Raw genomic sequence first — 22,891 nt, 5'->3', positions numbered from 1 at the left:
TTGCTGTGCGGGGGGTGGGGCCTGAGAGTCAGGTGGTGCGGGGGGCGGCGGCGAGCGCGGCGCGGAGGTGGCCGTCCGAGGCGGACAGGAGCGTGGCGGCGGTGGGGCCGTCGACCTGGCCGAGGATGGTGAGGATGGCGTTCTTCACCTCGCCGTCGGTGGCGGCGAGCGCCGCCTCGATCTCGGCGTCCGACGCTCCGGTGGCCAGCGAGACGATCCGGCGCGAGCGGGCGCGCAGCTTCTCGTTGGAGGCGCGGACGTCGACCATGAGGTTTCCGTACGTCTTGCCGAGCCGGATCATCGTGATCGTCGAGAGCATGTTGAGGACGAGCTTCTGGGCCGTGCCCGCCTTGAGCCGGGTCGAGCCGGTGAGCAGCTCCGGGCCGACGACGACCTCGACGGGGTGCTCGGCGGCGGCGCCCAGCGCGGAGTCCGCGTTGCAGGACAGGCCGATGGTCAGCGCGCCCTCGGCACGGGCGTGCTCGACGGCACCGATCGCGTACGGCGTGCGGCCGGAGGCGGAGATGCCGACGACGGTGTCATCGGTGGTGAGCCCCAGCGCGTCCAGGTCGGCGGCGGCCAGCTCCTTGCTGTCCTCCGCGCCCTCGACGGCGGTGACCATCGCGGACGGGCCGCCCGCGATGAGGCCCACGACGTGCGCCGGGTCGGTGTTGAAGGTGGGCGGGCACTCGCTGGCGTCCAGCACACCGAGGCGGCCCGCGGTGCCGGCGCCCGCGTAGATCAGCCGGCCGCCGCGCGCCATGCGTGCCGCGGTGGCGTCGATCGCGGCGGAAATCTCGGGGAGCCGGGCGGCGACGGCGGCGGGGACGGTCTGGTCCTCGCCGTTCATGATCCGGGCGATTTCCTCGGTGGCCAGCTGGTCGATCTCGGCGAGCTCGGGACGGAACGCCTCGGTGGTGAGGGTTTCGAGCTGGGCGCGCAGCTCGCCGTATCCGTCGGAAGCGGTGGCGCCGGCGTCGGTGATGGAGGTCATGGAGAGCGGCTCTGCTTTCTTGAACTCGTACGGTTCTGCGGGTGCGGGTGCGGGGTTCTTCTGTGGCGTCAGCGGGTGCGGGGGTTGTGGCGGTGGGCCAGCGCCTCGTAGGAGGCGGCGAGGGCCGGGGCCGCCGTCTCGTACGTGCGCTGCGCGACTCCGATGAACAGGCAGTCCACGACGAGGAGCTGGCTCGTACGGCTCGACATGGCGGCCGGGCGCAGCTCGCTCTCGCGGGCGGTGGACGTGGTCAGCACGTGGTCGGCGTACTGCGTGACGGGTCCGTCGGGGCGGCCGGTGATCGCGATCGTGGTCGCGCCCCGGTCGAAGGCGACCCGCAGCGGCTCGATGACGTCGCCGGTCGAACCGGAGTGGGTGATCGCGATGGCCACGTCACCGGAGCGCAGCTGCACGGCGTTGGTGACCGCGAGGTGCGGGTCCATGTTGGCGTGCGCGATCAGGCCGATCCTGGCCAGCTTCTGGGCCAGGTCCTGGCCGACCAGCGAGGAGGCGCCGACCCCGTAGATGTCGATCCGGCGGGCGGTCGCGGCGGCGGCCACGGCCGCGCCGAGCTGCACGGTGTCGAGCCCGGCGGCCGTGTCCGCGAGGGTCTGCTGCTCGTCGTAGGCCAGCTTGGCGACCACGTCCGCGATCGGGTCGTCCACCGCTATGTCCGCGGTGACGGCGGGCGCCCGGCCGGACTGCTGGTGGGCGGCGAGACCGGCGAGCGCGAGGCGCAGATCGCGGTAGCCGGGGTAGCCCAGGAGGCGGGCGGTGCGGACCACCGTGGCCTCGCTGGTGCCGGTGAGCTCGGCGAGACCGGTGACCGTCAGGGCGGCGCAGCCCGCCGGATCGCCCGCGACCGCCTCCGCGACCCGCTGCATGGAACGGGTCATGGACGGCGCGAGCGTGCGCACCTTGGCGGCGAGGGCTGCCGGGGCGGGCGGCGAATCAGCGTTGAAACTTTCCTTCAGGTCATTGGTCACCTTTGAAAGATATTTTCAAGACTTGTGCCCGTCAACCCCCCTTTGGTCCCGACCTCTGACGGCAGCGGCGGGCGCCCCGGTGCGCGGGTGGACAATGGAGGCATGGAGCCGAACCCCCTGGAGCAGGCGCTGCACACCGCCCGCGCACTCGTCATGGCCGACCTCGCCGCCGGAGACGTCGCGGAGGCGCAGATCGTCTCGATGGTCGAGGACGCGGTGACGCACCGCCGCTGGTGGGTCGAGCAGTGGCCGCAGGGCGCGGAATTCGTGGTCGGCCTCGTCGCCCAGGACGTCCAGGACGCGCTCCTGGAGCAGTACGGCCGCTGGCCGCTGTGCCCGGTCTGCGACTCGGGCGACCCGCACGCGCTCGACGTCGAACCGGAGCTGGGCCCGGACCCGCACTGGGTCTGCACGAAGGCCACCGTCGCGGTCGCCCCGGTCGGCGCGCTCGGCGGGATACCGCGCCCGTGACCGTCTACATCGATCCGCCGGACTGGCCGGGCCACGGGCGGTTCTGGTCGCACCTGGTCAGCGATGACTCGTTCGAGGAGCTGCACGCGTTCGCGGCGTCCATCGGCTGCCCGGCGCGGGCCTTCGAGCGGGACCACTACGACGTACCGGATGCCCGGTACGAGGACGCCGTACGGGCCGGCGCCCGGCAGATCGGCTCCAAGGAGCTGGTCCGCCGGATCACGGAGGCGGGCCTGCGCCGCCCGAAGGGGCGCGAGCTGCCGGGCCGGTAACCCTCGGCGCCGTTCGTCGTGACGGCACTCAGCCGTCGGCTGCGAGAGCGCTCGGCCGCCGGCCGCGACGCCGCTCAGCCGTTCGTCGTGACGGCGCTCAGCGGTTCGTGGCGAACAGCGCTCAGCGGTTCGTCGTGACGGCACTCAGCCGTCGGCCGCGAGAGCGCTCGGCCGCCGGCGGCGGCGCTCAGCCGTTCGTCGAGGGGGCGCATACCTCCACCGCGTCCCGCGACTGCTTCGGCACGGCGGCAGGGGCGCTCGCCACCAGCCGGGACGCCGAGCCCCGGCCGCGCTGGAGCCGCAGCGAGACCACGACCGCCACCAGTGCCAGTACGGTCATCGCGGCACCGGCCCACGCGGTCGCCGCGAACCCGAAGTCCGCGTCGATCACCGCGCCGCCCAGCCAGGGGCCCCCGGTGTTGCCGCTGTTGAACGCGGCGGTGGTCGTCGCACCGGCCAGCGTGGGGGCGGCGCCCGCGACGTTGAACATCCGGGCGTTCAGCGCCGGGGCCGTGTAGAACGCCGACAGGCCCAGCAGGAACGAGAGCACGATCACGGCGACCTGGTTGGAGGCGAACAGCGCCAGCGCGGCCAGGAAGACCGTGGAGGCCGTGATACCGCTCAGCAGCACCCCGAAGAGGTGCGCGTCCGCGACCCGGCCGCCGATCGTCGTACCGATCAGCGCACCGACGCCGAAGAGCGCGAGGACGGCCGGGACCCAGCCGGAGTCGAGGCCGGCGACGTCCGTGAGGACCGGCGCGAGATAGCTGAACGCGCAGAACACCCCGCCCGCCGCCAGCGCGGTGATCGTGATGGACAGCCACACCTGCCGGTCGCGGTAGATGCCCACCTCCCGCTTCAGCTGCGGCTTCTCGTCCGGCACGGGGATACGGGGAATCAGCGTCGCCACCCCGACGAGGGCGATCGCGGAGGCCACCCCCACCGCCCAGAACGCGGAACGCCAGCCGAGGTTCTCCCCGAGGAAGGCGCCCAGCGGCACCCCGAGCACGTTGGCGATGGACAGCCCGCCGATCATCACGGCCATGGCGCGCGCCCGCTGGTTCACCCGGACCATCGCGATGGCGACGGCGGCGCCCACGGCCCAGAACCCGGCGCACGCGAAGGCGCTGAGCACCCGGGAAGCGAAGAGGATCTCGTACGTCGGCGCGAGCGCGCCCGCGACCTGGCCGAGCCCGAAGACCGAGATCAGTGCGATGAGCGTGGTGCGGCGCGGCAGCCGCAGCGTGGCGACGGCGAGCAGCGGGGCGCCCACCACCATGCCGATCGCGAACGCGGATATGAGGAGTCCGGCGCGTGGGATCGACACGTTCATGTCGTCCGCGATGGGCGGCAGCAGTCCGGAGAGCATGAACTCGCTGGTGCCGAGTGCGAAGACGGAGAGGCCGAGTATGTATACGGCCAGGGGCATACGCGAGCGGCTAGCGGCAGAGTCGGGCATGACACGTCCTAACAGCACGCTTACCTGTCGCATTCCCGGCCGGTGGTGCGGTGGCCCGGCGGCCTGCCGTCGCACCGGCCCCGCGTCCGTTCAGTGCGCGAGCAGCTCCAGCTCCGTGCGCAGGTTGTGCCGGGCCCTCGGCTCCCACTCGGCCGCCCCGTGCGGCGTACGGAACAGCCTCGGCAGCTCCAGCAGCTGCCGCAGCACGGCCGCCCGCCCCTCCCGGAACGCGTCCTCCGGCACGAAGCCGTACTCCTCGCGCACCTGGGCCGCGTACCGGGCGTACTCCTTCGGCGGCGACGCCAGGATCGCCAGGTCCGCGTCGCACAGCACCTCGCCGTTGCCGTCCCCGGCGGCCGGGTCGTGCGTGACCGTGAGCCGGACCAGCCGGGCGACCTCCGCGGTGGTCGCGGCGGGCACCCCGGCCTCCGGCAGCGCGCGCTCCGCGAGGACGGCGCTGCGCTCCTCGTTCTCGGTCCGGTCGGGGCGGTAGACCGCGTCGTGGAACCAGACGGCGAGCCGTACGGCGTCCACGTCCGAGGCGTGAGCGGCGAGCGTGTCCACATGGTCCAGGACCGTCGCCAGGTGGGCGGTGGTGTGGTATTTGCGCTGGGGTTCGGCCCAGCGCGCCAGGAGGTTGTCCGCGTACGGCAGCGGGTCCGGACCCGCCGCGCCGCGCCGCGCGGCGAAGAGGGCTTCCTGCCACCGGCCGCGGAGCGCGCCGTCGGTGCCGCCTTCGTACGCCCTGCCGGTCTCGTCGTCCATGCCACCGAGGTTACGACCTCCCGCGCACGACCGACCGCCGGGCACACACCGGGTGCCGGGCCGCGCGTTCATGAAATACCGAAGTCCGCGGGGGAGCGGGATGGTTGGCTTGGGCCATGGCTGACGAACGTGATCCCGAACTGCCCGGTCTCCTCCTGCGCACCGAGCGAGACGCCTTCATCCCGCTGCTGCGGTCCGCCGGAGCGGACGCTTTCGCGCTGCGCACGGCGTGTCCGGGCTGGACGGTGCGGCATGTCCTCGCGCACTGCGGTTCCGTGCTGAACCGGGTGGTGGAGAGCCGCTTCGAACCGGATGTGTTCAGCCCCGAGTGCAACGACCGCGACATCGCGGAGCGGGCCGGCTGGACGGACGCGGAGGTGGTGGACGAGCTGGAGCGCGGGATGGCCGAGGCCGGTGCCGCGATCGCCAAGGCGGGCGGGGTACTGGACGGGGTGGCGCTGGGGGAGTGGATCCACGCCGGGGACGTGCGCGAGGCCTGGGGGCTCGACGGGGCCTACCGGGGGCCGGGGCTGCCGCACGCGCTCGCGCTGCTGGCCCCCTTCGCCCGGCACCGGAAGACGCCGCTGCTGGTCGCCCGGCTGGAGGACGGCGGCGAGGAGCTGGCCATCGGCACCGAGCACGAGGGCCGGGCACCCGGCCGTTACCGGGGGGACGGGGCGACGCTGATCCGGCTGTTCGCGAACCGGCCGCTGGTGGGGACGCGGTACGAGCTGGAGGGCGTGAAGGAGGACGAGCTCTTCGTGTTCTGACTCCTCGTGTTCTGACCCCTCGTGTTCTGAACTCCTGGTGTTCTGAACCCTTCGTGTTCTGAGCCCGTGTTCCGGGGGCTCGCAGACGCTAACGTGCGCTTCGTGACGAATCTGATGAATCCGGCGGACCGGGGGGACGCCTCGGCCGCACCGGCTCCCATGGACCTCAACGCGGATCTCGGTGAGGGTTTCGGGCGCTGGTCGCTCACCGACGACGAGGCGCTCCTCGCGTGCGTGACCAGCGCCAACGTGGCGTGCGGCTTCCACGCGGGGGACCCCTCCGTGATGCGCCGGGTCTGCGACACGGCGGCCGCCCGGGGCGTGCGGATCGGCGCCCAGGTCTCCTACCGCGACCTGGCGGGGTTCGGGCGCCGCTCCATGGACGTCCCGGCCGATGAGCTGGCCGCCGAAGTGGCGTACCAGATCGGCGCGTTGCGGGTGTTCGCCGAGGCTGCCGGGGCCACCGTCTCGTACGTCAAGCCGCACGGCGCCCTGTACAACCGCGCGGTCCACGACGACGAGCAGGCGGGCGCGGTGATCGAGGGCGTCCGGCTGGCGGGCGGCAGCCCGGCCGTCCTCGGGCTGCCCGGCTCCCGGCTGCTGGTCCGGGCGGCGGAGGCGGGGCTGACGGCGGTCGAGGAGGCCTTCGCGGACCGCGCCTACACCGAGCGGGGCACGCTCGTCCCGCGCACCGAGCCGGACGCGGTCGTGCACGACGCGGACGAGGTGGTGCGCCGGAGCGTCGGGATCGCGGTGGACCGGAGCGTGCTCGCGGCCGACGGCGGCCGGATCGCGGTCGCGGCCCGGTCCCTGTGCGTCCACGGCGACACCCCCGGAGCGGCGGCGATCGCCCGGCGGGTCCGGGCCGCGCTGGAAGAGGCGGGCGTCGTGGTGCGGGCGTTCGCATGAGCACGCCGACGCGGGACGGGGAAGGCCAGGAGCCGGGACCGGGGCCGGTCGTGCTGGCCGTCGGCGCGGACGCGCTGCTGGTCGAGCTGGGCTCCGGCGAGGAGACGGAGGCCTTCCACGCGGAGGTGCTGCGCCGCCGCGCGGCCGGTGAACTCCCCGGCGTACGCGAGGTCGTGCCCGGTGCGCGGACGGTTCTGCTGGACGGGATCGCGCGGGAGACGGCCGGGCTCGCCCGTGAGCTGGCGTCCTGGCCGGTACCGCCGCCGCTGCGGGCGACCGGCCCTGCGGTGGAGATCCCGGTCGTGTACGACGGCCCGGACCTGGACGACGTGGCGCGGGCGTGGGGGGTCGCCGCCGCCGAGGTGGCCGCCCTCCACTCCGGGACGGAATTCCGGGTCGCCTTCTGCGGGTTCGCCCCGGGCTTCGGCTATCTGACGGGCCTGCCCGACCACCTCCACCTGCCGCGCAGGGCGACTCCGCGGACCAGGGTCCCGGCCGGTGCGGTGGCCCTGGCGGGCCCGTACACCGGGGTGTACCCGCGCCCGTCCCCCGGCGGCTGGCAGCTCATCGGCCGGACGCCGGACCCGGCCGCCCTGTGGGACGCGGACCGCGAACCACCCGCCCTGCTGGTGCCGGGGGCACGGGTCCGCTTCGTCGAGGCCGGTACGGACAGGGGTACGGGTACGGGATGGGGTCAGGCTTCGGGTTCGGGTCAGGCCTCGGGATCGGGTTCGGGGGCGCAGGCGTGAGCGCCGGGATCGAGGTCGTCCGCGCCGGGGCCCTGACCACCGTGCAGGACGAGGGGCGCTTCGGCCACGCGCACCTGGGGGTGGGCCGGGCGGGCGCCCTGGACGCGCCGTCCGCCCGGCTCGCCAACCGGCTGGCCGGCAACCCCGTCGGCGCGGCGCTGCTGGAGACGACCGTCACCGGCTGCGCGGTCCGCCCCGACCGCGCGGTGCGGGCGGTCGTCGGCGGCGCGCCCTGCCGGGTGACGGTGGACGGGCGGCCGGTGGCGTGGGGCGCGCCGGTCCACGTACCGGCGGGCGCGGTGCTGGATGCCGGTCCCGCCGCGCACGGGCTGCGCTCCTACCTGGCGTTCGCGGGCGGCCTGGAACCGGAGCCGGTGCTCGGCAGCCGGTCCGCCGACCTGCTCTCCGGCCTCGGCCCGGACCCCCTGCGCGACGGCGACGTGCTGCCGCTCGGCCCGCCCCCGTCGGCCGGCCCCCCGGCGACGGCGGCCGTTCCGTGGCCCGGGGTGCCCGCCGAACTCGTGCTCCCGGTGCTGCTCGGCCCCCGCCACACCTGGTTCACGGCCGACGCCCTGCGCACGCTCACCACTGCCGCGTACCGCGTCTCGGTGCAGAGCAACCGGATCGGCCTGCGCACCGAGGGGCCCGCGCTGGCCCGTGCCCGGCAGGGCGAACTCCCCAGCGAGGGCATGGTGCTGGGCGCGGTCCAGATCCCGCCGGACGGCCGCCCGGTGGTGTTCCTGAACGACCATCCGACGACGGGCGGTTACCCCGTGGTCGGTGTCGTCCCGGAATCCGCGCTGGCCGGGGCGGCGCGGGTGACGCCGGGAACGGTGGTGCGGTTCGTGCGCGCGGCGAGGTGATCCGCCGGGGCGCTCATCGGCCTTCGGGCGGCCCTCAGTTCGCGGTGGGCAGCCCGAAGTGCTCGGTGATGATCCGCATCGTCACGGCTCCGTCGGCGTTGTACGAGGGATCGGCGTCGTACACGGGGGTCTCCCGGCCGACGATGCCGGCGGCGAGCAGCTCCCGGATCAGCCGGTCGCCGCTGCGGTGCGCCTCACGGCGCATCCCGATGTTGAAGTAGTCCAGCTCGAACCCGCCCCGGCTGTAGGAGTAGTGGACCGGGTGGTCGTCGCAGTGCGGGATCGAGTAGTTCCGCCCGTGCGGGCATTCACATGCGGGGGTGGAGGCCAGGAAGACCGTAACCACCCGGTCGGGCCCGCCGAACCGCTCGTCGTAGCGGAATCCGGTGAGGTCGCGCGCCAGATCCGAGACCTCCGGGCCGCTGACGGCGGTCGCGTCGTACGTCACCCAGGTCCAGCCGTCCGACTCGCCCGCCGTGCGGACGGGGAGCGACGCCTCGGTGGAGACGGCGGTGAGGGTGGGCAGGTCCAGGCCCTTGGCATAGGTGGCGTAGGTGTTCGGGGGGATCGGGTTCACTTCGCTGCCCCCTCAAGCGCGAGCGGGGGCGACGGCAGGGCGAAGGCGTCCGCGATCGCCCTCACGAGCCGGATGTCCCTGTCGGCCTCGTGCTCGTAGCAGTCGTGGCCTCCGTCCGTGCGCCACTCCTCGCACTCGGCGTCCGGTCCTATGAGGTTCGCGGCGAGGAGCTCGGCCGAGATGTAGTCGGGGTTGTCCCCCAGCCGCTGTCCGATGTCCTCGAAGCTGAAGTACAGAGTCGTGGCACCGCCGCGCAGGTAGTGGAACTGGGGCCCGTGCGCCTTAGCGCTGCACGGCTCGGTGACGAACACCACGAGCTCGGTGCCCTCGGGGCACAGGAGCCGGTAGTCGGCTTCCGCGTAATCCTCGGAATCCTCTTCGATCATGTCGTGCACCGCCCAGGCCCAGCCGCCCGCCTCGCCCTGGGCGAGCGGCTCGCGCTTCAGCTCGCGCAGTCCTGAGGTGAGGGCGTCGAGGGACTGGCCACGGGCGAGGACGAGGTTCACCTCGTGGCCGGGAAACGAGTCGTGCATCCAGCTGATCATGCCGGAACACTAGGCGCGACCACTGACAACAGGACTTTCCGGGCTCCCTGTTGAGCACGGGAGCCCGGAAAGGGGGAAGGGGGAGCGGTCACACCCCGGCGCGGAACCCCCGCAGCCGCAGCGAGTTGCCGACCACGAACACCGAGGAGAACGCCATCGCCGCACCCGCGATCATCGGGTTCAGCAGTCCCATCGCGGCCAGCGGCAGCGCCGCCACGTTGTAGGCGAAGGCCCAGAACAGGTTCGTCCGGATGGTGCCCAGTGTCCTGCGCGACAGCCGGATCGCATCGGCTGCGGACCGCAGGTCGCCCCGGACCAGGGTCAGGTCACCGGCCTCGATCGCCGCGTCCGTGCCGGTGCCCATCGCGAGGCCCAGATCGGCCTGGGCGAGGGCGGCCGCGTCGTTCACGCCGTCACCGACCATCGCGACCGAACGGCCCTCCGCCTGGAGGCGCTTGACGACGTCGACCTTGTCCTCCGGCATGACCTCCGCGTACACCTTCTCGATGCCGACCTCGGCCGCGACCGATTCCGCCACCGCCCGGTTGTCGCCGGTCAGCAGGATCGGCGTCAGACCGAGCGCCCGGAGCTTCACGATCGCCTCCGCGCTGGTGTCCTTCACCGCGTCGGCCACCTCCAGGACCGCCCGCGCCTCGCCGTCCCAGGCGACCGCGATCGCCGTGCGGCCCGCCGCCTCCGCCTCGGCCTTGCGGTGCGCCAGCTCCACGGGGAGGCGGATCTCCCACTGGGCCAGCAACTGCTCGCGGCCGACGAGGACGGCGTGTCCCTCGACGACGCCCTGGACGCCGAGGCCGGGGACGTTGACGAAGTCCTCGGGGGTGGGCAGAGGAGTGGTGGTGCGTCCGGCGGCTCCGGTGGCGACGGCCTGGGCGATGGGGTGTTCGGAGGCGTGTTCCAGGGCTCCGGCGAGGCGCAGGACGTCGGTCTCTGTGGTGCCGGGGGCGGTGTGGACGGCCTGGAGGGTCATCTTTCCGGTGGTGACGGTGCCGGTCTTGTCGAGGACGATGGTGTCGACGCGGCGGGTGGTCTCCAGGACTTCGGGTCCCTTGATGAGGATGCCGAGCTGGGCGCCGCGTCCGGTGCCGACCATGAGGGCGGTGGGGGTGGCGAGGCCGAGGGCACAGGGGCAGGCGATGATCAGTACGGCGACGGCGGCGGTGAAAGCGGCCGTCAGGCCCGCACCGGTGGCGAGCCAGAAGCCGAGCGTGCCCAGCGCGAGCAGGATCACGACGGGGACGAACACCGCGGAGATCCGGTCGGCGAGGCGCTGGGCGGCAGCCTTGCCGTTCTGCGCGTCCTCGACCAGCTTCGCCATCCGGGCCAGCTGGGTGTCGGCGCCGATCCGGGTCGCCTCGACGACGAGCCGGCCGCCCGCGTTGAGCGTGGCACCGGTCACCGGGTCGCCCACGCCCACCTCTACGGGGACCGACTCACCGGTGAGCATGGAGGCGTCGACCGCCGAGTTGCCCTCGACGACGGTGCCGTCGGTGGCGATCTTCTCGCCGGGGCGGACCAGGAAGCGGTCCCCGGCCCGCAGGTCCGCCGTGTCCACGGTGACCTCGCGGCCGTCGCGCAGGACGGTGACCTCCTTGGCGCCCAGTTCGAGCAGGGCCTTCAGCGCCGCGCCCGCCTTCCGCTTGGAGCGGGCCTCGAAGTAGCGCCCGGCCAGGATGAACGCGGTGACTCCGGCGGCGGCTTCGAGATAGATGTTCCCGGCGCCGTCGCTGCGGCCGATGGTCAGCTCGAAGGGGTGCGTCATGCCGGTCATCCCGGCGGTACCGAAGAAGAGCGCCCACAGCGACCACAGGAACGCGGCGGAGGTGCCGACCGAGACCAGCGTGTCCATGGTGGCCGCGCCGTGCCGCGCGTTGGTCCACGCGGCGCGGTGGAAGGGCCAGCCGGCGTACGTGACGACGGGCGCGGCGAGGGTCAGGGAGAGCCACTGCCAGTTGTCGAACTGGAGCGCCGGGATCATCGACATCGCGATCACCGGCACCGCGAGCAGCACCGCGGTGATCAGCCGCTGCCGCAGCGGCTGGAGCTCATCGGCCTCCGCCGCCTCGTCCGTTTCGCCGGAAGCGGCCGCGCCGCGTACCGGGGGAGCGGGCTGCTGGGCGCTGTAGCCGGTCTTCTCGACGGTGGCGATCAGGTCCTGTACGGAGACGTCCTCGCCCCGGTAGCTGACCCGGGCCTTCTCGGTGGCGTAGTTGACGGTGGCCTCGACCCCGTCCATCCGGTTGAGCTTCTTCTCGATACGGGCCGCGCACGAGGCGCAGGTCATGCCCCCGATGGCGAGCTCGACCTCTGCGGCGCCGGTGGTGGCTGCGGTCTGCGCGGACACGGGGCCTCCTCGGTAGGTGATCACTGGGATCACGGTGATCAGGGGATCTTGGAGTTCATTTATACCCCTGGGGGGTATGTGGTGCTGATTCAGGTATACCCCCTACCCCTATGAGTACGCAAGGGCGGCCTCCGGCGGATCCGTGGAGTCCGGCCGTCCGGCCGCCCGGCGCGCCTCTGACCTCGCGCATCTTGCGTGTGCGGTGAGACTGTGTCCTCGGCCGCTCGGCCCGTAGGCTGGTCATTGGACTAGACCTATAGCTGCTTCCTGGAGGATTGGGTTCCCATGAGCAACCGTGCAGTCCTGGAGGTGATCGCTCTCGACGCGGAGGACGCGGTCGCTGCCCAGGCGGGTGGTGCGGACCGGCTTGAGCTGGTCACCGACATGGCGGCGGACGGCCTCACCCCGTCCTCGGCGACCTTCGCGGCGATCCGCGCCGCGGTGGACATCCCCCTGCGGGTGATGCTCAGAGTGGCGGACGGCTTCGCGGCCGGTGACATCGAGGTACTCGTGCGCAAGGCGCGCGAGCTGCGGGCGGAGGGCGCGGACGAGTTCGTGTTCGGCTTCCTGGACGCGGACGGCCGCCCGGACCTCGTCGCGGTCGAGCGGATCATCGCTGAACTGGACGGCTGCCACTGGACGTTCCACCGCGCGATCGACCGCGCCGCCGACCGGGACGCCCTGCGCAAGTCGCTCGCGGACCTGCCGGGACTGGACACGTACCTCACCGCGGGATCGGCCGCCGGGGTGGACGACGGCATCCCCACGCTGCTGGTCGAGGCCGCGCGCAAGGGGGAGCCGGGGTACGAGCCGCAGATCCTCGTCGGCGGCGGGCTGCGCCTCGACCACCTGCCGGAGCTGCTGGACGCCGGGATCGACGCGGTCCACATCGGCGGGGCGGCGCGGCCGGGCGGCTGGGCGGGGCCGGTGGACGCGGGAGCGGTACGGGAGTGGCGGACGGTGCTCGACGCGTAGCCCTCGGCCGGGGGGCGCGCGGGATTTGTGCGCCGTTTCCCTTGGTGCGGGGTTCCGTCCTCAATCGCCGGACGGGCTCGGGTGGTGCGGGTGCTCCGCCGGTGCGGGGGTGCGCCTTTCCCGGTGGGTGGGGGTTCGGGGTCCCTCCGGGGCGTCTCCTCGGACGACGAACGTGCGGCGGGTCCGTATTGCGTACCCGGGTCTGTGTTCGTCGTCCTGCGGGGACTCCCCTGCACGCCCCCGAACCCGGTCGTCGCGCGTCTGCGGCAGTCGTTTCGCCGGTGTGCAGCCGCGCACGAGGCTGGGGTGGGGACGTGCAGGGGGTCCCCGCAGGGAATGGCGTACGACCCGGCCCCCGCTACGTCTCCGGGTGAACACGCCATTTCCGAGGAGACACCCCGGAGGGGCACCACCCCCCACCCACCGGGGCAGGCGCACCCCCACGGACCTCAGGCGGTCAGCTGGTCCGGGAGCGGCGCCGCGTGGACCACGATCAGGCCGGAGACCGCTCGGGTCAGGGCCACGTACAGGCGGCGCAGGCCCGTCCGTTCGTCCGGTTCGCCGTCGACCACCGCCGCCGGTTCGTCCAGCACCACGTAGTCGTACTCAAGCCCCTTCGCCAGTGACGCCGGGACCAGGGTCAGCCGGGACTCGGCGGTCGTCTCCTCACCGGGGGAGAGGTAGCTGTGGCCCGCCGCCGTCAGGGCGGCCGCCAGCGACGGGATACGGGCGTCGGCGGCGATCAGGCCGGTCGAACCCTCCTGCTCCAGCGACTCCTCGCAGGCCGCGACCACCGCCGCGTCCAGCGCGTCCACGTCCCCCACCCCCCGTACCGACAGCGAACCCGGCGACTCACGCACCGACTCCACCGGCGCCAGGCCCGGCGAGATCACCGGCAGCAGCCGGGACGCGTACGCGATCACGTCACGCGGCACGCGGAAACCGGCCGTCAGCTCCTCCACCACCGCGTCCGCCTTGCCCAGGTGGTGCAGCGCCTGCTCCCAGCTCTGCGTCGACCACGGCGTCGTGCCCTGCGCCAGGTCCCCGAGGACGGTGGCCGAACCGGTCGAGCAGCGCCGGCCCACCGCCCGGTACTGCATGGGGGAGAGGTCCTGCGCCTCGTCGATCACCACATGGCCCAGCGAGTGCGTGCGCGCCACCAGGTCGTTCGCCTCGTCGATCAGCACCGCGTCCGCCGCCGACCACTTCGCGGCCTTCACGCTGCGGGCCGGTCTGCTCCACAGGATCGTCTTCTGCTCGTCCTCCGTCAGCAGCCCGTCCGCCTGCGCGGCCAGGAACTCCGGGTCCGACAGCAGCCGCAGCACCAGCTTCGCCGGTTCGACCGCGGGCCAGACCGCCTTCACCGCCGCCTTCACCGCGGGGTTGCGCGCCACCGCGTTCTGCACCCGGTCGTCGGGCGCCTCGCCCGCCTCCTCCATGCGGACCAGCACGGCGTGCGCGATGCGCTGCGGAAGCGCCTCGTGCGCGGCCCCGTACCGCATGTCGCGGGCCAGCAACTCGTCGACCATCTCCTCGATCTCGTACGCGGGCACCCGCCAGCGCCGCGAGCCGCGCACCACCATCACCGGCTCCGTCGGCGGTGTCACGTGCGAACGGATCGCCCGCCGCAGCACCTCCGCCATCCGGGCGTCGCCCTTCACGACGGCGGCCCGCGCCTCGTCCGTACCCCGGACCTCGACGTCCGCCGTCACCAGGTCGTCGACGGTCGCCTGCTTGACCTCCAGCTCACCGAGGGCGGGCAGCACCTGCTCGATGTAGTGCAGGAAGGACCGGTTCGGCCCGATGACCAGCGTCCCGGTGCGGGCCAGCCGGTCCCGGTGCGCGTACAGCAGGTACGCGACCCGGTGCAGGCCGACCGCCGTCTTCCCGGTGCCGGGCCCGCCCTGCACGCAGACCGAGCCGCCCAGCTCGCTGCGGACGATCTCGTCCTGCTCCGGCTGGATCGTCGCGACGATGTCGCGCATCGGGCCGACGCGCGGCCGCTCGATCTCCGCCTGGAGCAGCTTGCTGGTCTGCGCCGCCTCTGCCGGGTCGGTGAGGTGCTCGTCCTCGTACGCGGTCAGCTCGCCCCCGGTGTAGCCGAAGCGGCGCCGCTGGCCGACGTCGAGCGGGTCGTTGCGGGAGGCGCGGTAGAACGGCTGGGAGACCGGCGCCCGCCAGTCGATCACCATCGGATCGCCGCCGGCGTCGTGGACGTGGCGGCGCCCGATGTAGAACTGCTCGCCCTCCGCGCCCTCGGCCTTCTCCGCGCCGACCACGTGGAGGTAGTCGAGCCGTCCGAAGAAGAGCGGGGTATGGGCGAGGTCGGCCAGTGACTTGATGCGGTCGGCGACCTGGGCCTGCAGGACCGCGGCGTTCACCCAGTTCGCCGTGACATCGCGGATGTTCAGGGCCTGGGCGTCCTCGCGCATGGCACGCAGCGCGGCGCGCGAGGCAGCGAGATGGGAGCGTTCATGAGCCAGGGGGTCGGTGGTGGTGTCGCTTTCGTGTTCGTGCGCGGGCACGGTGTTGCCTCCGGCATTCAACGCAGGACGGCGGACCGCGTCCCGTCCCCGGCCGTTCACCGGGGGCGATGCGGTCCGCTCGGGGATCGATCACTGGTACGCGCGAGGGCGCGCGTACGGCTGTCGGCCGGTTTCCGTCCGGTCGGCGGCGCTCCCCCGGCTGCCGGCGCGAGCCCTCGCGGGCTGCCGGTACCACGGTGCGGGAGGCGGGCAGACCGGCGATTGTACCGACGGGGCGGGCCGGGCGCGAACGAATAAACCGGAGTACGACCGCGAGGCGCCCGGGGTCCATCCCGTAGGGGACGGCATGGGACCACAGGGGTAGCAGCGGCCCCGGCACCATCACCCCGCGGGCCGACGACGCCACCGGCCGGCCGGAGCACCATGGAATACATGAGCACCGTCATCCTGAACCCGCGAAGGACCGGCCCCGCGCACGGCGCGACCGCGGCCACCGGTCACCACCACAGCCACCTGGCGGGGAACGCCCTGCGCGCCGCCGGGATCTTCGTACGGGCCGCGTTCGGCGTCGTCGTCCTCGGTGAGTACGCGGAGGAGGCGGGGGTCCGCCGCACCCGCTGACCGACCGCCCCCGGCCGTCCCTCAGGCGTCCCGGTCGTCCGTCAGCAGCTCGTCCGCGTCGACGATCCGGTACGCGTAGCCCTGCTCGGCCAGGAAGCGCTGGCGGTGGGCCGCGAAGTCCTGGTCGATCGTGTCGCGGGCGACCACCGAGTAGAACCGCGCCTCGTGCCCGTCCGCCTTCGGCCGCAGCACCCGGCCGAGCCGCTGGGCCTCCTCCTGGCGCGAGCCGAAGGTGCCGGACACCTGGATCGCGACGGTGGCCTCCGGCAGATCGATGGAGAAGTTCGCCACCTTCGACACGACGAGCACGCTGATCTCGCCCTCCCGGAACGCGCCGAACAGCTTCTCGCGCTGGGCGTTGCTGGTCTCGCCCTTGATCACCGGGGCGTCCAGATGCTCACCCAGCTCGTCGAGCTGGTCGATGTACTGCCCGATGACCAGGGTCTGCTCGCCCCGGTGCTTGCGCACCAGCGCCTCGGTGACCTTCCGCTTGGTCGCGGTCGTGGCGCAGTACCGGTACTTCTCCTCGGCCTCCGCGGTCGCGTACGCGAGCCGCTCGCTGTCCGTCAGATTGACCCGTACCTCGACACAGTCGGCGGGGGCGATGTAGCCCTGCGCCTCGATCTCCTTCCACGGGGCGTCGAACCGCTTGGGCCCGATCAGCGAGAAGACGTCCGACTCGCGGCCGTCCTCCCGCACCAGCGTGGCCGTGAGCCCCAGCCGGCGCCGCGCCTGGAGATCGGCGGTGAACTTGAAGACCGGCGCGGGCAGCAGGTGCACCTCGTCGTAGATCACCAGACCCCAGTCGCGGGAGTCGAACAGTTCCAGGTGCGCGTAGACGCCCTTGCGGCGGGTCGTGAGCACCTGGTAGGTGGCGATGGTGACGGGCCGGATCTCCTTGCGGGTGCCGCTGTACTCGCCGATCTCCTCCTCGGTCAGCGACGTCCGCTTCACCAGCTCGTGCTTCCACTGCCGGGCGGAGACGGTGTTGGTGACCAGGATCAGCGTGGTCGCCTTCGCCTGCGCCATCGCGCCCGCGCCCACCAGCGTTTTCCCGGCCCCGCAGGGCAGCACGACCACACCGGAACCGCCGTGCCAGAACCCCTCGACCGCCTGCTGCTGGTAGGGCCGCAGCGCCCAGCCGTTCTCGTCCAGCTCGATCGGGTGCGCCTCGCCGTCCACATAACCGGCGAGGTCCTCCGCGGGCCAGCCCAGCTTCAGCAGCGTCTGCTTGACCTGTCCGCGCTCCGAGGGGTGCACGGCCACGGTGTCGGGGTCGATCCGGGCGCCGACCAGCGGCTGGACCTTCTTCGACCGGAGGATCTCCTCCAGGACGGGCCGGTCGGTGGAGGTCAGCACCAGCCCGTGGACCGGGTGCTTGGAGAGCGTGAGGCGGCCGTACCGGCCCATCGTCTCCGCGATGTCGACGAGCAGCGCGTGTGGCACGGGGTAGCGGGAGTACTTCACCAGCGCGTCGACGACCTGCTCGGCGTCGTGCCCCGCGGCCCGCGCGTTCCACAGCCCGAGCGGGGTCAGCCGGTAGGTGTGGATGTGCTCGGGCGCGCGCTCCAGCTCGGCGAAGGGGGCGATCACCCGACGGCAGGCGTCGGCCTGCTCGTGGTCGACTTCGAGGAGCAGCGTCTTGTCGCTCTGGACGATCAGCGGTCCGGTCACGCGCTTCGGCCCTTTCTACTGCGGGGTGGCCGTGTACGGGCCAAACGTCCAGTGTGCCGTACGCGGTCGCGGGATGCGGCGGGTGCGGGCGCCCCGGTCCTGACCAGGCATGCTCACGGCCCGTCAGGAAACCGGCTCCATGGACACCGTGCGTACATGCTCAGTAACTCCTCAAATCGCGGGACGCCCCGCCGTCGCGGGCGATATACACGATTCCCGGGTGGCACAGCGAAGGCAGGAGTGGGGCCATGGACTTGGAACTCGCGGCACTGGCCGGTCAGGCCGCTTCGACCGTGGTCAACGGAATGGCGACGACCGGGTGGGAGCAGGTTCAGCGGGCGCTGGGCGAGCTGTGGCAGCGGGTGCAGCCCGACCGGGCGGGCGCGGCGGTGGGGGATCTGGACCACGTGCGGGACGAGGTGCTCGCCGCCCGGCGGAACAGGGACGAGGGTGCGGAGGAGGCGCTCGTCTCCGAATGGAAGCAGCGCCTGCGCCGGCTGCTGACCGCCCACCCGGAGCTGGTGCCCGAGATGGAGCGGCTGATCCACGACCTGCGGGCGGCCGGCCGGCCGGAGGACTTCCGGGCCCACCGCGTCACCATGGAGGCGCACGCGTCGGGCCACGGCCGGATCACCATGGCCGGGCGTGACATCAACATCACCAAGGGCGGGTGATGGTTTGAGCTACTCCCGAGGAAACCCGGGCGGATTCGACGACGACGACGACGATTACTACGGCGGCGACGACGATGACGACTACGGCGACGGCGGGACCGGTGGGACCCGGATCAACGCGCGGGCGTCCGGGCGGGGCCGGGTCACGGTCGCCGGCCGCGACATCACCAGCAGCTACTTCATCAGCGTCTCGTCGGCGGTGCTCGTCGGACTGGTGGGCATCGCCGTGCTTCTCGCCGTGTGGAAGCCGTGGCATCAGGTGGAGCCGGAAGGCGTCGGGAAGTCCGCGAACAGCGTGGACGCTCCGGTGAGTCCGGCACCGCACCCTGATCCGCCGACGGCCGGCGCGGGGACCAAGGAGCCGGACGACGACCCCACCACTCCCGCCCCCGAGGACAGCCCCACCACTCCCGGCCCCTCCGCCACCACCGCCGCCCCTCCGCCACCCGCCCCGCCGGACCCGGTGGACGTGGCGTTCGCGTCCGTCCGCGTCGGCACCTGCCTCAACGTGTACGACGAGGGCTGGGGCAAGCTCAGCCGGGACCGGCCGTCCGCGGTGGACTGCGGTGCCAGTTACGCGTTCTCGAAGGTGACGATGGTGACGACGTCCGCCTCCGGCTGCCCCGAGGGCGGGGGCCAGCACGGCTGGGGCCATGTGAACCACGACGGATCCTCCATCGCGCTCTGCCTGGACCGCGTGTTCGTCGCGGGGCAGTGCTTCCCCGCGGTGCTGACCAAACAGGCCGACGGCTCGGTCAAGGGCACCGCGCGGCTGTTCAGCGTCTGGGGCTGCGACCGGACGCGGGTCCCGAAGGGACAGAACGCGATCATGGGCATCACGGCGCTGGTGAGCGGCGGCGACTGCCCGCAGCGCAGCGACCGCCGGACGCTCTCCTGGACGGTCTTCAACGGGGCGGCGAAGGTCTGCGCCGTGCAGATGGAGATGAAGGGCTGACGCGGGCCGGGGACGGTCACGCCGTCTGGTCGTCCGCCAGTTCCGCGACGCCCGTGATGCGGTGCAGCGGGTACGTGCGGACCTCGTCGGCCGTGTGGTCGTACGCCGTGACGTAGCCGCCCTCGACGCGGACCGGGGCGATGACGCGCTGGCTGGCGGCGCCCTCCGCGTTGACGTAGCCGATCCAGATCGCGGAGCCCGTCATCGCGGCGGCCTGGACCGTCACCAGGGTCTCGGCCGACGTCGTACGGGGCAGCGCGTCCCCGGGCGCCGCGGGGCCGGTGTCCTTGTGGACGACGGTGGCGGCCGTGTCACCGGCCCGGATCGCCCGGACCGCCGCGCCCAGCAGGGCGGGCTCCGGAAGCGGCGGGCCCTCGGGGACCGGGGCGGGGGCCGAGCGGGGCGGGGTGCGGCGGGCGCCCGCGCGGGTGATCAGGACGTCGCCGTCGGCGGACTCCGCGGCGGGCGCGTAGCCGAGTTCGCGCAGCCCGTCCAGGAGCGAGACCGGGTCGATCCGGGCGGCGAGGGCCGTCGGGGCGAGGCGGCGCAGCCTCAGGGTGGCCGAGCGCTTGTCGGCGAGGATCTCGTTGAGGACGGCCTCGTCGTCGCAGCGCACGTACGAGGACGCGGCGCCGATCCGCAGGTGGCCGTGGCGGCGGGCGACGTCGTCGATGAGGTAGCTCAGCGGCTGCGGCACCGGCGTACGGCTGTGCGCGGCGAGGAACGCGTGCAGGTCCGCGGCGGACTGCCCGGCGTCCAGGGCGCGCCGCACGGACCCCGGCGTGAACCGGTAGACCGTCGCGCCGCCCTTCGACTCGATGTCCGCGAGCGCGGCGAGCATGTCCGCCAGCGGGCGCTCCAGCGGGCCGGGGGCCACGGCGGTCAGGTCGGCCTGGAGCAGGACGTGGTCCAGGGGCTCCGGGAGGAGCGGGGCGAGCCGGGCGGCGGCCTCGGCGGGTCCGGCCGTCAGCAGGGCGCGGGTCTGCGAGGCGAGGGCGCCGCGGCCGGTGATGCCGAGGAGCTCGGACTCGTTCAGCGTCCACAGGGCGATCCGGGACCGCAGGTCGGTGGTGTCCCCGGCCGAGGTGGAGGCGCCGCGCAGCGGGCGTTCCCAGCGGAGCCGGGCGAGGAGCGTCTCCGGTTCCGGGGCGGTGCCCGGCGGCAGCGCGTCGAGCAGGGCCAGCACGCGGTGGCGGACCTCGGGGGCGGCGGAGCGGTCCAGCCCTGGGCCGAGGGCGGACAGGGCGCGGCCCTTGGCGTCCTGGCCGCCCACCAGGCCCGGGGTGCGGGTGGCGGCGAGCCAGGCGGTGGCGAGCCGCACCCAGCGGTCCTCGGCCGGGAGTTCGGTCCAGTCGTCGTACGCGGGGGTCGGCGCGTACCGCTCGTCGGTCTCGCCGTCGGAGGCCAGCAGCCCGGCCGCGTAGGCGAGTTCGATCCAGAACGCGGCGACGGGCTCCGACACGTCCAGCACCGTCGCGGTCTTCTTCAGCTCGCGGACGCTGAGCCCGCCGGCCCGCAGTATGGCGGGGCCGCCGCCGTTCCAGCTCTTCAGGAGCTCCTCGACGGTGGACACCGACAGGAACGCCTGGCCGGCCGCCGCGCTGTCCACAGCCTGTGTATCGCGTTCGGCAGCGGCCGCCACGACGGGCGGCAGCGGCTCCGGCACCCGGTGGGCGCGTCCGGCCCGCAGATGCAGGGCGGCCTCGCGCGGCAGCACGACGGTACGGGTCGACACCGGCAGCAGCAGGCCCCGGTCACGCAGCCACTTCACGGGCGGCGTCGGATTCGGGGTCACCTCCCCGTACGGCGGGCCCCAGACCAGCCGGTCCAGCACGGACAGGGCCTCCACGGGGGCGGTGTCCAGCAGTTCGCCCATCCGGGCCCGGTCGGTGAAGAGCGCGGCCAGCGAGGTCACCGCGGAGACCGGGTCGTAGGTGGCGGGCAGCCCGGCCGCGGTCAGGATCTCCTGGAGCCGGCCCGGCGACATGCCCGCGGTGGCCTCGGAGACGGTCGGGCCCAGACCGGTGGGGGAGGGGTGCTGCGGTGAGGGCGCGAGGAGCTCCCGGGCGGTCCGCACCAGGTGCAGCCGTTCGTCCTCGCCCCAGACGAGAGCCTGTTCGCGCAGCGTGGTGAGGGCGCCGGGCAGCGCGTCCACGATGGCGGCGCCCGCGTCACCGCGAAGCTCGCCGTCGTCCCGGCCGTCCCCGGTGAGCAGCCCGAGCAGCGTGTCGTACGGAGCGGGATCGGGCGCTACCGCGAGTGCCTCGGCGGTCTGCAGGGCGAACCGGTCGAGGTGTTCCAGCGCGCGGACGACGGAGGCACGGGTGCCCGCCCGGGTCGCGAGCTGGGTGATGTCGTTCGGCACGGGGCTGAGGAGGTCGGGCCGGGCGCGCAGCAGCCCGGCCAAGGACTCGTCGTCCCGGGCGCGCAGAGCCTCGGCCAGCGTCCGCGGTGGTGTGGTCATCCCCATCCGTCCCACGGTAGTCGCTCCGGACGGGCCCGAGGGCGCTACCGTCGGTGCAGGGCGGTCAGAGGGGAACCATCGCGTGGGGATCGAGAGCGATCAGCTGGTCTACGACTACCTGAGCCGGGTCGGGGACATCGCACAGCAGCAACAGCTGTCCTCGGGCACCCGGATGAGGCTGGTCTCGGCGCTGCGGGGCGAGATCGACCGGCAGCGGGTGAAGCAGGCCGCGGACACTCCCGCGGCGATGCGCCGCATCATCGGGAAGCTCGGCACACCGGACGAACTGGTCGCCGCGGCGGCCTCGTCCGCCGACGGATCGGTGCGGCTGCCGCAGTCGCCGGAGCCGGCGCCGGGCCCCGCGAAGGCGCCCGGGGTCCCCCGGCCGCGCAGGCCGAAGCTCCGCAAGGACAGCCGCGAAGGCGGCCGGAAAGACAGTTCGCGCAAGGGCGCGTCGGAGCCGCCGGAGGCTCCCCCCGCGGCCCCGGCCGACGGCGGACCGTCCTCCCCGCACCGGGCGGGCACGGACGAGCTGGGTCCGTCCGGGAGCGAGGAGGACTGGTGGCGCGTCGAACCGGGCCCCTTCGGCGAGACCGGCGAGTTCGGTGCGGGCACCGAAGTGCCGGGGTTCCGCGGCGGGGTGGAGATCCCGGCGGTGCTGCGCCCGCCGGTCGCGGACGACGACGAGGACGTCGAGGACGAGTACGAGGACGGCGACGAGGAGTCCGAGGAGGAGGAGCACGAGGAGGCGCGGGCGGCGCCACGGCGTCGCTGGCTGCCCAAGGTGCGCCGCGTCCGGGGCGGCGACGGGGGCGGGGCGCCCCGTCGCGGCTTCTCGCACCCCGTCCTGCTGCTCGCCGCCGCCCTGCTGGTGGCCGGCGCGGTGATGGACTCCCCGCAGGCGCTGCTGGCCCTGGCGGGCGGCTGGGCCCTCGCGTACAGCTCCCGCAAGCTGTCCCGCGCGGAGGCGAAATGGGTGGCGATGGGACTGCCAGGGGTGGTCGCGGCGGGCGCTCTCGTCTGGCTGTGGGGCCGGATGGACGGCCGGTGGGGCGCGCCCATCGGGGACGGGCAGATGGCCCCCGCGATCGGCCAGACCTGGCCGTGGGTGGTGCGGGGTGCGGCCGTGGCCTCGGCCCTCTACCTGGTGTGGCGGGCGCGGAGGCCACGGGCTTGAGTGGTGCGGGGTGCTCCGCCGCTGCGGGGTGCGCCCTGCTCGGTGGGTGGGGGGTGGTGCCCCTCCGGGGTGTCTCCTCGGAAATGGCGTGTTCACCCGGGTACGTGAGGGACCCGGGTCGTACGCCATTCCCTGCGGGGACC

Annotated in this window: 21 protein-coding genes; 11 read left to right on the top strand and 10 right to left on the bottom strand. The window is 73.5% G+C overall.

Going from position 1 to position 22,891, the window contains the following annotated elements; translation table 11 throughout:
* Window positions 1–28: 28 nt before the first annotated feature.
* Both murQ and ACIP89_RS28500 read right to left on the bottom strand, forming a co-directional pair.
* Entirely contained in the window at window positions 29–994 is a 966-nt protein-coding gene (gene murQ, locus ACIP89_RS28505) for an N-acetylmuramic acid 6-phosphate etherase (RefSeq protein WP_402117447.1), read from the bottom strand.
* Between the two features lie 68 nt (window positions 995–1,062).
* Window positions 1,063–1,980 (bottom strand): MurR/RpiR family transcriptional regulator, encoded by a 918-nt coding sequence (locus tag ACIP89_RS28500; RefSeq protein ID WP_401922837.1) that lies wholly within the window; start codon window positions 1,978–1,980, stop codon window positions 1,063–1,065.
* 102 nt (window positions 1,981–2,082) lie between these two features.
* On the opposite strand from ACIP89_RS28500, the gene ACIP89_RS28495 reads away from it, so the two are divergent.
* Both ACIP89_RS28495 and ACIP89_RS28490 read left to right on the top strand, forming a co-directional pair.
* Complete coding sequence (locus ACIP89_RS28495; protein ID WP_401922839.1) at window positions 2,083–2,451, top strand: hypothetical protein; 369 nt, start codon at window positions 2,083–2,085, stop codon at window positions 2,449–2,451.
* The gene (locus ACIP89_RS28490; protein ID WP_401922842.1) at window positions 2,448–2,723 is read left to right on the top strand and encodes a DUF4031 domain-containing protein; all 276 of its coding nucleotides are present in this window, start codon (window positions 2,448–2,450) and stop codon (window positions 2,721–2,723) included. The genes ACIP89_RS28495 and ACIP89_RS28490 overlap by 4 nt, the downstream gene beginning before the upstream one ends.
* Before the next feature lie 187 nt (window positions 2,724–2,910).
* On the opposite strand, the gene ACIP89_RS28485 is transcribed toward ACIP89_RS28490, so the two are convergent.
* Together ACIP89_RS28485 and ACIP89_RS28480 are read right to left on the bottom strand one after the other, a co-directional pair.
* Window positions 2,911–4,152 (bottom strand): Cmx/CmrA family chloramphenicol efflux MFS transporter, encoded by a 1,242-nt coding sequence (locus tag ACIP89_RS28485; protein WP_401922844.1) that lies wholly within the window; start codon window positions 4,150–4,152, stop codon window positions 2,911–2,913.
* Between the two features lie 120 nt (window positions 4,153–4,272).
* Window positions 4,273–4,947 carry a hypothetical protein gene (locus ACIP89_RS28480; RefSeq protein ID WP_401932332.1) on the bottom strand — a complete coding sequence of 225 codons (675 nt, stop codon included), beginning with the start codon at window positions 4,945–4,947 and terminating at the stop codon, window positions 4,273–4,275.
* Window positions 4,948–5,063: 116 nt separating this feature from the next.
* On the opposite strand from ACIP89_RS28480, the gene ACIP89_RS28475 reads away from it, so the two are divergent.
* From ACIP89_RS28475 to ACIP89_RS28460, 4 genes are all read left to right on the top strand, one after another.
* Window positions 5,064–5,717: a maleylpyruvate isomerase family mycothiol-dependent enzyme gene (locus tag ACIP89_RS28475; protein WP_402117445.1), complete on the top strand. Its 654-nt coding sequence runs from the start codon at window positions 5,064–5,066 to the stop codon at window positions 5,715–5,717.
* 159 nt (window positions 5,718–5,876) lie between these two features.
* Window positions 5,877–6,626, top strand: a complete 750-nt coding sequence (locus tag ACIP89_RS28470; RefSeq protein WP_402117591.1) for a LamB/YcsF family protein — start codon at window positions 5,877–5,879, stop codon at window positions 6,624–6,626.
* Entirely contained in the window at window positions 6,623–7,375 is a 753-nt protein-coding gene (gene pxpB, locus ACIP89_RS28465) for a 5-oxoprolinase subunit PxpB (RefSeq protein ID WP_402117444.1), read from the top strand. The genes ACIP89_RS28470 and pxpB overlap by 4 nt, the downstream gene beginning before the upstream one ends.
* Window positions 7,372–8,238 (top strand): biotin-dependent carboxyltransferase family protein, encoded by an 867-nt coding sequence (locus ACIP89_RS28460; protein ID WP_402117442.1) that lies wholly within the window; start codon window positions 7,372–7,374, stop codon window positions 8,236–8,238. Before pxpB ends, ACIP89_RS28460 begins: the two co-directional genes overlap by 4 nt.
* A 34-nt stretch (window positions 8,239–8,272) precedes the next feature.
* Here the strand turns inward: ACIP89_RS28460 and ACIP89_RS28455 are convergent, their stop codons facing one another.
* From ACIP89_RS28455 to ACIP89_RS28445, 3 genes are all read right to left on the bottom strand, one after another.
* On the bottom strand, window positions 8,273–8,815 hold the full coding sequence (locus tag ACIP89_RS28455) for a hypothetical protein (RefSeq protein WP_402117441.1): 543 nt from the start codon (window positions 8,813–8,815) through the stop codon (window positions 8,273–8,275).
* Entirely contained in the window at window positions 8,812–9,360 is a 549-nt protein-coding gene (locus ACIP89_RS28450; RefSeq protein ID WP_402117439.1) for a hypothetical protein, read from the bottom strand. Before ACIP89_RS28450 ends, ACIP89_RS28455 begins: the two co-directional genes overlap by 4 nt.
* A gap of 88 nt (window positions 9,361–9,448) precedes the next feature.
* Window positions 9,449–11,722: a heavy metal translocating P-type ATPase gene (locus ACIP89_RS28445; protein WP_402117437.1), complete on the bottom strand. Its 2,274-nt coding sequence runs from the start codon at window positions 11,720–11,722 to the stop codon at window positions 9,449–9,451.
* A 285-nt stretch (window positions 11,723–12,007) separates the two neighbouring features.
* Here ACIP89_RS28445 and ACIP89_RS28440 point away from each other — a divergent pair, with 285 nt between their 5' ends.
* Complete coding sequence (locus ACIP89_RS28440) at window positions 12,008–12,697, top strand: copper homeostasis protein CutC (protein WP_402117436.1); 690 nt, start codon at window positions 12,008–12,010, stop codon at window positions 12,695–12,697.
* Between the two features lie 449 nt (window positions 12,698–13,146).
* Here ACIP89_RS28440 and ACIP89_RS28435 read toward each other — a convergent pair whose 3' ends face one another.
* The gene (locus ACIP89_RS28435; protein WP_402117435.1) at window positions 13,147–15,222 is read right to left on the bottom strand and encodes a HelD family protein; all 2,076 of its coding nucleotides are present in this window, start codon (window positions 15,220–15,222) and stop codon (window positions 13,147–13,149) included.
* Between the two features lie 393 nt (window positions 15,223–15,615).
* Here ACIP89_RS28435 and ACIP89_RS28430 point away from each other — a divergent pair, with 393 nt between their 5' ends.
* The gene (locus ACIP89_RS28430; RefSeq protein WP_401922868.1) at window positions 15,616–15,804 is read left to right on the top strand and encodes a hypothetical protein; all 189 of its coding nucleotides are present in this window, start codon (window positions 15,616–15,618) and stop codon (window positions 15,802–15,804) included.
* Window positions 15,805–15,825: 21 nt separating this feature from the next.
* Here the strand turns inward: ACIP89_RS28430 and ACIP89_RS28425 are convergent, their stop codons facing one another.
* Window positions 15,826–17,478, bottom strand: a complete 1,653-nt coding sequence (locus ACIP89_RS28425; protein ID WP_401922870.1) for a DNA repair helicase XPB — start codon at window positions 17,476–17,478, stop codon at window positions 15,826–15,828.
* Between the two features lie 248 nt (window positions 17,479–17,726).
* Here ACIP89_RS28425 and ACIP89_RS28420 point away from each other — a divergent pair, with 248 nt between their 5' ends.
* Window positions 17,727–18,152 carry a hypothetical protein gene (locus ACIP89_RS28420; RefSeq protein ID WP_401932313.1) on the top strand — a complete coding sequence of 142 codons (426 nt, stop codon included), beginning with the start codon at window positions 17,727–17,729 and terminating at the stop codon, window positions 18,150–18,152.
* Window positions 18,153–18,156: 4 nt separating this feature from the next.
* Window positions 18,157–19,107, top strand: coding sequence for a hypothetical protein (locus ACIP89_RS28415; protein WP_402117434.1), 951 nt, complete (start codon window positions 18,157–18,159; stop codon window positions 19,105–19,107).
* A 16-nt stretch (window positions 19,108–19,123) separates the two neighbouring features.
* Here ACIP89_RS28415 and ACIP89_RS28410 read toward each other — a convergent pair whose 3' ends face one another.
* Complete coding sequence (locus ACIP89_RS28410; protein WP_401932308.1) at window positions 19,124–21,577, bottom strand: helicase C-terminal domain-containing protein; 2,454 nt, start codon at window positions 21,575–21,577, stop codon at window positions 19,124–19,126.
* Window positions 21,578–21,653: 76 nt separating this feature from the next.
* Here ACIP89_RS28410 and ACIP89_RS28405 point away from each other — a divergent pair, with 76 nt between their 5' ends.
* A complete protein-coding gene (locus ACIP89_RS28405; RefSeq protein WP_402117433.1) occupies window positions 21,654–22,748 on the top strand; it encodes a hypothetical protein in 1,095 nt (364 codons plus the stop codon).
* The last annotated feature ends 143 nt before the right edge of the window (window positions 22,749–22,891 follow it).

It is taken from the genome of Streptomyces sp. NPDC088730 (assembly GCF_044751215.1).
Lineage (GTDB): Bacteria > Actinomycetota > Actinomycetes > Streptomycetales > Streptomycetaceae > Streptomyces.
The sequence above is the reverse complement of the archived record's forward strand: the minus strand, read 5'-3'. Positions and strand labels throughout refer to the sequence as shown.